Here is a 1164-nt window from a genome sequence, read left to right on the forward strand (position 1 = left end):
GGTTCGTCGAGAAAGGTGCGATCCAGGCCGTTCTGGAGGATGGAGCGGATCGAGGCGACGGATCGTGCCTTGATCAGAATGCCGCGCCGGCAGGCCGCGTCGACGCGCTCGGCGCTGTAACTTTTGGCCAGCGACAGAATGCCGAGGCAGGTGCGAAAGCCTTGCTCGGGATGCGGCCGGGCCGCAATCACGGCTTGGAAGAAGGCGGCGGTCGACGGACCGATCCGCTCACCGGCGGCGATCACTCTGGCGGGCGTCCATTGGCCGTAGCGCCGATGGGCGCTGGCATGTGGTCGGCGATGGTGGTGTGCCGCGAGGTGCAGAATGTTTGATGCGGTCGCTGGCGCGTTGGCTGCGAGCTCCGCTTGCACCCACGCTGCGATGTTACTCATCGTCGCCGTCCTCGCGCTCGAGCTTGAATTTGTTGGCCGTATCGGATGCGCGGAAGTAGTTGACCGGCGCGCTGCGCCATGAGTCCATGGAGTCGCCGCCAGGTGCGGTAGCCTCACCGCGTCCGATGCAGGACGCGAACAGTGCGGTAATCGTCTCGATAGAGTTCGCGAGCCGTTCGGTCGCGTCCGCGGTGCGCTCAGCGGCCTTGGCGTTTCGCAGCCCAAGGATGAGCAGCGGTCCAGCGGCGCCCGCGAGCGTATCGGCTGCGTCGGCTAACGCCTGGGTCGCGAACAACGTTTGCTTGCGCAAAGTTTCATCCAAGGCTGGCGCCTTGTCGTCGGTAATCATGGTGGCAGGTCTTTCGTGTGTGGACGGGGTTGACAGGCTCGGCCAGCCACCGAAAGAAGACGCCGCATCCCCCGCAGAATGCGGCCCCTATCTACTGGCGATGCGACGCTGAGAATCGCGCACCGGCCGGAATCCGGTCGCTAAGCCACTGGTCTGATAGAGCTTACTCATAGGTCAGAACTATAGGCGACATTGTTGCGGCGTTGGTGTATGCTATCGGCATGAAACGCGACGGCCGACAACTTGACCATCGAACCCTGGAAGAAATCCGCATGATGGCGTTGGAGCGAGTGCGCCGAAGGTGAAAAGCCGAGCGCCGTCGTCGAGAGCTATGGATTTCACCGCAGCGTGATTTACCGCTGGATGAGAACGGTGAAAGGTCGTGGGAAGGGCCTGCGGGCGCTGGCGTCGCGCAAAGGAACG

At 63.2% G+C, this 1164-nt stretch carries 1 protein-coding gene and 2 pseudogenes; 1 reads left to right on the plus strand and 2 read right to left on the minus strand.

Annotation, left to right across the window (positions count from 1 at the left end; genetic code table 11):
* A pseudogene (locus ACZIRK_RS45215) lies at positions 1-310 on the minus strand (IS21 family transposase); the annotation flags it as partial.
* A 74-nt stretch (positions 311-384) separates the two neighbouring features.
* Positions 385-741 carry a hypothetical protein gene (locus ACZIRK_RS45220; protein ID WP_130232017.1) on the minus strand — a complete coding sequence of 119 codons (357 nt, stop codon included), beginning with the start codon at positions 739-741 and terminating at the stop codon, positions 385-387.
* Between the two features lie 221 nt (positions 742-962).
* Here ACZIRK_RS45220 and ACZIRK_RS45225 point away from each other — a divergent pair.
* A pseudogene (locus ACZIRK_RS45225) lies at positions 963-1164 on the plus strand (helix-turn-helix domain-containing protein); the annotation flags it as partial.

The sequence above is a fragment of the Bradyrhizobium sp. Leo114 genome (genome assembly GCF_055229415.2).

What these genes read in the sequence shown, in the direction of transcription:
- ACZIRK_RS45220 (WP_130232017.1), bottom strand. Translation starts at nt 741, where the DNA reads ATGATTACCGACGACAAGGCGCCAGCCTTGGATGAAACTTTGCGCAAG.